Annotated in this window: 5 protein-coding genes and 1 pseudogene; 4 read left to right on the top strand and 2 right to left on the bottom strand. The window is 72.7% G+C overall.

Annotated features, from left to right (window positions below; genetic code table 11):
• Positions 1-534 (bottom strand): annotated as a pseudogene (locus CCR87_RS16975) (hypothetical protein); the annotation flags it as partial.
• Between the two features lie 625 nt (positions 535-1,159).
• Here CCR87_RS16975 and CCR87_RS07375 point away from each other — a divergent pair.
• Positions 1,160-1,879, top strand: a complete 720-nt coding sequence (locus CCR87_RS07375; protein WP_201156908.1) for a spermidine synthase family protein — start codon at positions 1,160-1,162, stop codon at positions 1,877-1,879.
• Between the two features lie 161 nt (positions 1,880-2,040).
• On the opposite strand, the gene CCR87_RS07370 is transcribed toward CCR87_RS07375, so the two are convergent.
• Positions 2,041-3,666: an AMP-binding protein gene (locus CCR87_RS07370; RefSeq protein WP_201156907.1), complete on the bottom strand. Its 1,626-nt coding sequence runs from the start codon at positions 3,664-3,666 to the stop codon at positions 2,041-2,043.
• Between the two features lie 90 nt (positions 3,667-3,756).
• Here CCR87_RS07370 and CCR87_RS07365 point away from each other — a divergent pair, with 90 nt between their 5' ends.
• The 3 genes from CCR87_RS07365 to CCR87_RS07355 all read left to right on the top strand — a co-directional run bounded on the left by CCR87_RS07365 (position 3,757) and on the right by CCR87_RS07355 (position 6,999).
• Positions 3,757-4,662, top strand: coding sequence for a DMT family transporter (locus CCR87_RS07365; RefSeq protein ID WP_201156906.1), 906 nt, complete (start codon positions 3,757-3,759; stop codon positions 4,660-4,662).
• Positions 4,663-4,921: 259 nt separating this feature from the next.
• Positions 4,922-5,830 carry a 5-bromo-4-chloroindolyl phosphate hydrolysis family protein gene (locus CCR87_RS07360; RefSeq protein WP_201156905.1) on the top strand — a complete coding sequence of 303 codons (909 nt, stop codon included), beginning with the start codon at positions 4,922-4,924 and terminating at the stop codon, positions 5,828-5,830.
• Complete coding sequence (locus tag CCR87_RS07355; RefSeq protein WP_201156904.1) at positions 5,827-6,999, top strand: toxic anion resistance protein; 1,173 nt, start codon at positions 5,827-5,829, stop codon at positions 6,997-6,999. The genes CCR87_RS07360 and CCR87_RS07355 overlap by 4 nt, the downstream gene beginning before the upstream one ends.
• The last annotated feature ends 42 nt before the right edge of the window (positions 7,000-7,041 follow it).

Here is a 7,041-nt window from a genome sequence, read left to right as displayed (position 1 = left end):
ATCGGGAGCGGGCGGCATCGGCGGCTCCGACGGGGGCGACACCGCCTGCGACGCATCATCGGAAGTCCCGAGCGGGGCTGCGGTCACCGACCGCTCGGCAGCAGGGCGCCCACGGCCCGCAGTGTCCGCATCCGTTGCCGGGGCCGCATCCCGCCCCGGACCGGCGGGAAACGCCGGGTCCTGCGGCGGCATGTCGGCGCGCTGCGCGGGCGCAGTGCCCGACACCGGACCCTCACCGAAGCTGGATCCGGGGCCGGGGCCGGACCTTGGTCCGGGGGCGGCGGGCGCGGGAGCGGCGACCTCAGGCCCGGCGGCGGCGCCGTCTTCCGGGCGCAGCGGGCGCAGTTGCGGGTCCACCGGTGCGGCGCGCAGCAGCTGGACATTCTCCAACCGGCCGTCGGCCCCATCGGCGGGGAGATCGACGGGCGCCAGTGCCTGCGTCGGGCGTGCGGCAGGAACCGGCCGGAGAAGGGCCGTGAGGTCATCGTTCAGGTCCGCGTCCGAGCCGCGCGGTGGCGTCGTGTCGTCGTTCATCGGCCTGTTCCGAGTCCGCACCCGGCGAGGTCACTTCCCCGCTCGCGATCCTTGACGGACATTCCCGAAGAACGCGTTAAGCCCCCCGCCTGCCCCGAGGGGGGGCGTCCCACCGCCGCCACGCCGCCAGGAGGGCGTCACCCGCCCGGCAGCCGTCGCCCGGCGCGCGGGTCCGACCGACCGCGGCACGGGCCGGTTCCATGCGGCCAATGCCACGGCGGCCCTTGCCCGGCACCCCGGCGCGCCGCACACCGGAACACCGCAGCCCGTGACGCTGCCGCTGGGTGCACGGGTCGGGCGCGGGTGCGCTTCCCCGGCGCCTCGGCCCCGATGGACACGCGCCGCAGGCCAGCCTGCGCAGGGATCGCGCATGCACAGGCTGCGCGCAGCGGCATCGCGCGCGGCCCGCTGGTGGGGCCTGCGGATGGCGCCTGTGGGCGAGACCAGGACCACCCCCCCGGGCGAACCGCCGCGGCCCGGGCGCAGAGGGGGACTGGCCCGACGCTCCGGGGCCTGCGGTGCGGTGCCCGCGCCCGGGGCCACCGGGCCGGCCGCCGCCGCGGCACTTCTCCTGCCGTCACCGATCGGATAGGCGTCGGGCGCGATCGGGAACAGGGTGGCTGACATGGTGCCATGGGAACAGCTTGCGACGGCGCGCACGCCCGGCGGGGCCACACTGCGGCTGTTGCGGCGCGGCACGGAGATGTCGATCCGGCTGGCGGACGGGAACGAGCTGATGAACAGCCGCCTCGGCGGCTCCGAGGAGGCGCTGGCGACCCTTGCGCTGGCGGGGTTGGGCCCGCGCGCCGCGCCGCGCGTGCTGATCGGGGGCCTCGGGATGGGGTTCACGCTGCGCGCGGCGCAGGCGGTGGCGCCGCCGGATGCGCGCCTCGTCGTCGCGGAAATCGTGCCGGAGCTGATCGACTGGGCCGGCGGGCACATGGCAGCGGTGTTCGGCGACTGCCTGTCGGATCCGCGCGTGACGGTCGTCGCCGACGATGTCGGCGCGGTGATGCGCGCGACGGAGCAGGCCGTCGACACGGGCCCCGGTGCGGGCAAAGGCGGCCACTTCGACGCCATCCTGCTTGATGTCGACAATGGGCCGGAGGGGCTGACGCGGGCGCAGAACGCCACCCTCTATGGCACCGAGGGGCTGCAGGCGGCCCGCCAGGCGCTGGGGCCTGGCGGGGTGCTGGCGGTATGGTCCGCCACGCCGGACGCGGGCTTTGCCCGGCGGCTGGGGCGATGCGGCTTCGATGTCCGCACCCATTCGGTTCCCGCAGGGCGCACCCGGCGTGGCCCGCGCCACACGATCTGGATCGCGCGGCGCCCCCCGTCGCCCTGAGACCGACCAGAGACCGGCCAGACACCGCCCCAAAAAGCGCCCGCCTCGATCCCCCGCAGGCGACATTTCCCGTGCGGCGGGGGCACGAACGGCGGCGTTCGGCAAGTGCTCGCGCGGACGCACGCCCCCCGGCCCGGGCATGGCGACCGCTGCGCGCGGGGCTAGAGGTCGCGGGCGATGGTGCGCAGTTCGAACTTCTGGACCTTGCCGGTGGAGGTCTTGGGCAGTTCGCGGAACACCACCCGCTTGGGTGTCTTGAACCCCGCCAGCCGTTGGCGGCAGAAGGCGATCAGGTCGGCCTCCTCGGCCCGGGCGCCCTCCTTCAGCTCCACGAAGGCGCAGGGGACCTCGCCCCATTTGCCGTCGGGCTTGGCCACCACGGCCACCAGCGACACCGCGGGGTGGTGCATCAGCGCGTTTTCGACCTCCACCGAACTCACGTTCTCGCCGCCCGAGATGATGATGTCCTTGGCGCGGTCGGCGATCTTGATGTAGCCGTCGGGGTGGCGGAACGCGATGTCGCCCGAGCGGAAATAGCCGCCCCGGAACGCCTCGGCGGTGGCCTCGGGGTTCTTGTAGTAACCCTTCATCACGCCGTTGCCGCGGTGCATGATCTCACCGAGCGAGGCGCCGTCGCGGGGCACCGCGACCATCTCGCTGTCGGCCACGGTGACATCCTCCATGAAGGGCATGGCCACCCCGGTGCGGGCCTTGACGGCGGAGCGCTCGTCGCCCTCCAGCCCGTCGAAGCCCTCGTGCCACAGGCATTCCACGTCGGGGCCATAGGTTTCCGTCAGGCCGTAGACCTGGGTGACGCGGAAGCCCAGCGGCTCGATCGCGGCCAGGGTCGCGGCGGGGGGCGGGGCGCCGGCGGTGAACACCTCCACCGTGTGATCGAACGGGCGGCGGTCGGCGTCGCGCGCGTTGATGATGGTGTTCAGCACGATGGGCGCGCCGCCGAAATGCGTGGCGCCGTGGTCCGCGATGGCCTCGTAGATCGCCGCCGCCGTGATTTCGCGACAGCACACCACCGCACCGCCCAGGGCCGGGATCATCCACGGATGGCACCAGCCGTTGCAGTGAAACAGCGGCACGATGGTCAGGTAGCGCGGAAACAGCGTCATCCGCCAGGAAATCGGCTGGCTGAGGGTCGAGAGATACGCCCCGCGATGGTGATAGACCACGCCCTTGGGCCGCCCCGTCGTGCCCGAGGTGTAGTTGAGCGCGAGGCTTTCCCATTCGTCCTTCGGCATGACCCAGGGGGCGGTGGGGCTGCCCTGGGCCAGGACGTCCTCGTAGACCGGATGGCGGCCGGTCGGGTGCAGCCCGGCCTGGGGATCGGGCACCTCGATGATGGCCGGGCCGGGGCCGTCCATCAGGCTGATCGCGGCCTCGGCCAACTCCACCACCGCGGTGTCGCACAGCACGATCCGCGCGCCGCCGTGGCCGAAGATGTAGGCCACCGTATCGGCATCCAGCCGCGTGTTGATGGTGTTGAGGATCGCGCCGGTGGCAGGGATGGCCCAGGTCGCCTCCACATGCGGGGCGGTGTTGGGCAGGAGGGTGGCGACCACGTCACCGGGGCGGATGCCGCGCGCCTGCAACGCCGACACGAGGCGGCTGACGCGGGCGTGCATCTCGGCATAGGTGACGCGCACGTCGCGGTCGATCAGCGCATCGCGTCCCGCAAACAGATCGGCCGCCCGGCGCAGATGCGACAGCGGCGTCAGCGGCACATGGTTCGCCGCGCATTTCTCCAGGCCCGTCTCGTCCGGCAACCAACCCATGCGGCCCTCCCCTGTCATCACCGTGGCAAGGGGATGAGTATTGACCACCCGCCGGGCGTTTGGAAAGGGGGCACACAGGGAGGGCGGCGGATGCAGGCACGGGCGGCCGCGATGATCGCGCTGGGCATGGGCACCATCGCGCTGGTGGACAACTGGGTGCGGCTGGTCACCCCCGAGATGGGGCTGTGGCAATACCAGCTGCTGCGCGCGCTGGTGTGCGCGGCGCTGTTGCTCGGGGTGGCGCCGGTGATGGGCTGGCGGCTGCGGCTGGTGCGGCCCTGGGCGGTGTGGCTGCGCAGCGCGGTCGCGGCGCTGGCAGTGATGCTTTACTTCGGCGCGCTGGCGGTGATGACGATCAGCCAGGCGGGCGCGGGGATGTTCACCGCGCCGGTGTTCGTGCTGGTGATCTCGGTGCTGGCGTTCGGCTTGCCGGTGGGGCCGGTGCGCAGCCTTGCGGTGGCGATGGGGTTCGCGGGCGTGCTGGTGGTGCTGCGGCCCTGGGGCGCGGGGGGGCTGGCGGTGTGGGCGGCGGCGCTGGCGGTCTCGGCCGGGGTGTGCCACGCGGCCGGTGCGGTGCTGACGCGCCAGCTCTGCGCCGAGGAACCCACGGCGGGGATGACGCTGGTGCACTTCACCGCGCTGGGGCTGTGGGGGGCGCTGGGGCTGGTGGCCGTCACCGTGCTGGCGCCCGAGGTCGCGCCGGGCCCGGAGGGCTGGTTCGCGCGCGGCTGGGTGTGGCCCTCGGCCGCCGCGCTGGGCTGGACGGCGGCGAATGCGGTCGGCTCCACCGTGGCGATGGGGCTGGTGATCCGCGCCTATCAGATCGCCGAGGCCAGCCGCATCGCGGTGTTCGAATACAGCTTCCTGCCGCTGGCCGCGCTGTGGGCGTGGGTGTTGTTCGGCGACCTGCCCGATGTCGCGACAGCGCTGGGAACGGGCCTGATCGTGGCGGCGGGGACGCTGATCCTGTGGCGCACCCCCGCGACGCGCCCCTAGGGCGCCCGCCCCGGGGCTTGCAGCCCCCGTGGACCTGCGATTTTCCCGACCCCGGAGCGCGCACAGGCGGAATGTGGCCGCGGCCTCTGGTGACGGGGGCGCGGCGTACCTATCATGAAGGGGACGGCGCGCGGTCCGTCCGGATGGCGCGCGGGGCATGCGAGGGACGCGGAATGTCGGGCAAGGGACTGCGCAGGCTGGCATATGTGCTGCTGGTGACGCTGATCCTGTACGTCACGATCGCGGGGGGACGCTGAGGATGGCGCGCCGCGTCACCGGTCCCTTCAGCCCGCAGCCCGGCCGGGCCGGGACACCCCCTCCCGCGCCGAGGCCCGGGATCGCCACGACGTTTCTGTTCCTGGCACCGCTGCCGCTGGCACTGCGGGCCATCGGCCCCGATCCGGTCGCGATGGCGCAGAAGCTGGGCGCGCTGGCGCTGCTGCTGCTGGCGGCGTGGCTGACCCGCGAGGGGGTGATCGCGCACAAGGCCTATCTCGCGCGTCCCGTCGCCCGGCGCCCCGCCATCCCGCGCAAGATCTTCGGCGCCGGTGTCACCGGGCTTGGCCTGACGCTGGCGGCGCTGGGTCCGGGCCATGACCTTGCGCAGGCAGCGATCTACGGGCTGGCGGGGGCCGCGCTGCATCTGGCGGCCTTTGGCCCGGACCCGCTGGCGAACAAGGGGATGGACGGCGATGCGGGCCTGCATTCCGAACGCGCCGCCCGCGCGATCGCCGAGGGCGAGCGCCACCTCGCCGCGATGCAGGCCGCCATCACGGCCGCGCAGGACCGCCGGCTGAACGAGGTGGTCGCGGGCTTTGCCGATCAGGCCCGCGCGCTGTTTCGCCGGGTGGAGGCCGACCCGCGCGACCTGAGCGGGGCGCGCCGCTATCTGGGCGTCTATCTGGAGGGGGCGCGCGACGCGACGCAGAAGTTCGCCCCCCTCTATGCCCAGACCCGCGACGACCGGCTGCGCAGCGAATACCTGGCGCTTCTGGCGGACCTGGAGGCCAACTTTGCCGCCCGCGCCACCCGGATGCTGGCCAACGACCAGACCGATTTCGACATCGAGACCGAGGTCCTGCGGGACCGGCTGCGGCGCGAAGGCCTCGCAGCATCCCGCCGCACCGACCAATCCAGTGGCGCGCTTCCGAGAAAGGGATCCCCATGACCAGTACCGCCCGCCAGGAGGCGCGCAAGGCCCTTGCCGAAATCGAGGCGGTCAGCGCCACGATCCTGCCCGACCCCGCGCCCGACCTGGTGCCGCTGGAGGCCGCGCCCCCCGCCGAGGCCGAAGGCATCCGCCGCCGGATGGCCGAACTCGACATGGCCGACACCGGTTCGATCATCTCGTTCGGCGCGGCGGCACAGGCCGAGTTGCAGCAGATCAGCCAGGCGATGCTGAGCGATGTGCGCAACAAGGACGTGGGCCCCGCCGGCGACAGCCTGCGCCAGATCGTGACCACCATCCGCGGCTTTTCCGTCAGTGAACTCGACGTGCGGCGCAAGCCCAGCTGGTGGGAGCGCCTGACCGGCAAGGCCGCGCCCTTTGCCCGCTTCCTGGCACGCTATGAGACCGTGCAGGGCCAGATCGACAGCGTCACCGACGATCTGCTGAGCCACGAGCACAAGTTGCTAAAGGACATCAAGTCCCTCGACAAACTCTATGAAAAGACGCTCGATTTCTACAACGAGCTGGGCCACTATATCACCGCCGGTGAGGCCCGGCTGAAGGAGCTGGACACCACCACGATCCCGGCCAGGGCGGCCGAGGTCGACGCCGCCGCCGAGGACCAGCAGATGCTGCGGGCGCAGGAGCTGCGCGACCTGCGCGCGGCGCGCGACGATCTGGAACGGCGCGTGCACGACCTGAGGCTGACGCGGCAGGTGACGATGCAGTCGCTGCCCTCGATCCGGATGGTGCAGGAAAACGACAAGAGCCTGGTGACCAAGATCAACTCCACCCTCGTGAACACCGTGCCGCTGTGGGAAACCCAGCTGGCGCAGGCCGTCACGATCCAGCGCTCGCGCGAGGCGGCAGAGGCGCTGCGTGCGGCGGGCGACCTGACCAACGAGCTCCTGACCGCCAACGCCGAGAACCTCCGGCAGGCCAACCGCACCGTCCGCCAGGAGATGGAGCGCGGCGTCTTCGACATCGAGGCCGTGAAGACGGCCAACGCCACCCTGATCGCGACGATCCAGGAAAGCCTGCAGATCGCCGACGAGGGCAAGGCCCGTCGCGCCACCGCCGAGAAGGACCTCCAGAAAATGGAGGCCGAGCTGCGCGACACGCTGGCCTCGGCCCGGGCGCGCAAGGACGGCGCGGGCGCACGGGCCTGAGCGGCGGGGGGCGGGGTCCCTGCCCCGCCCCAACGCCCGCCC

This window comes from Rhodobaculum claviforme (genome assembly GCF_016653255.1).
Taxonomy (GTDB): domain Bacteria; phylum Pseudomonadota; class Alphaproteobacteria; order Rhodobacterales; family Rhodobacteraceae; genus Rhodobaculum; species Rhodobaculum claviforme.
This window is presented reverse-complemented; position numbering and strand designations above follow the sequence as displayed.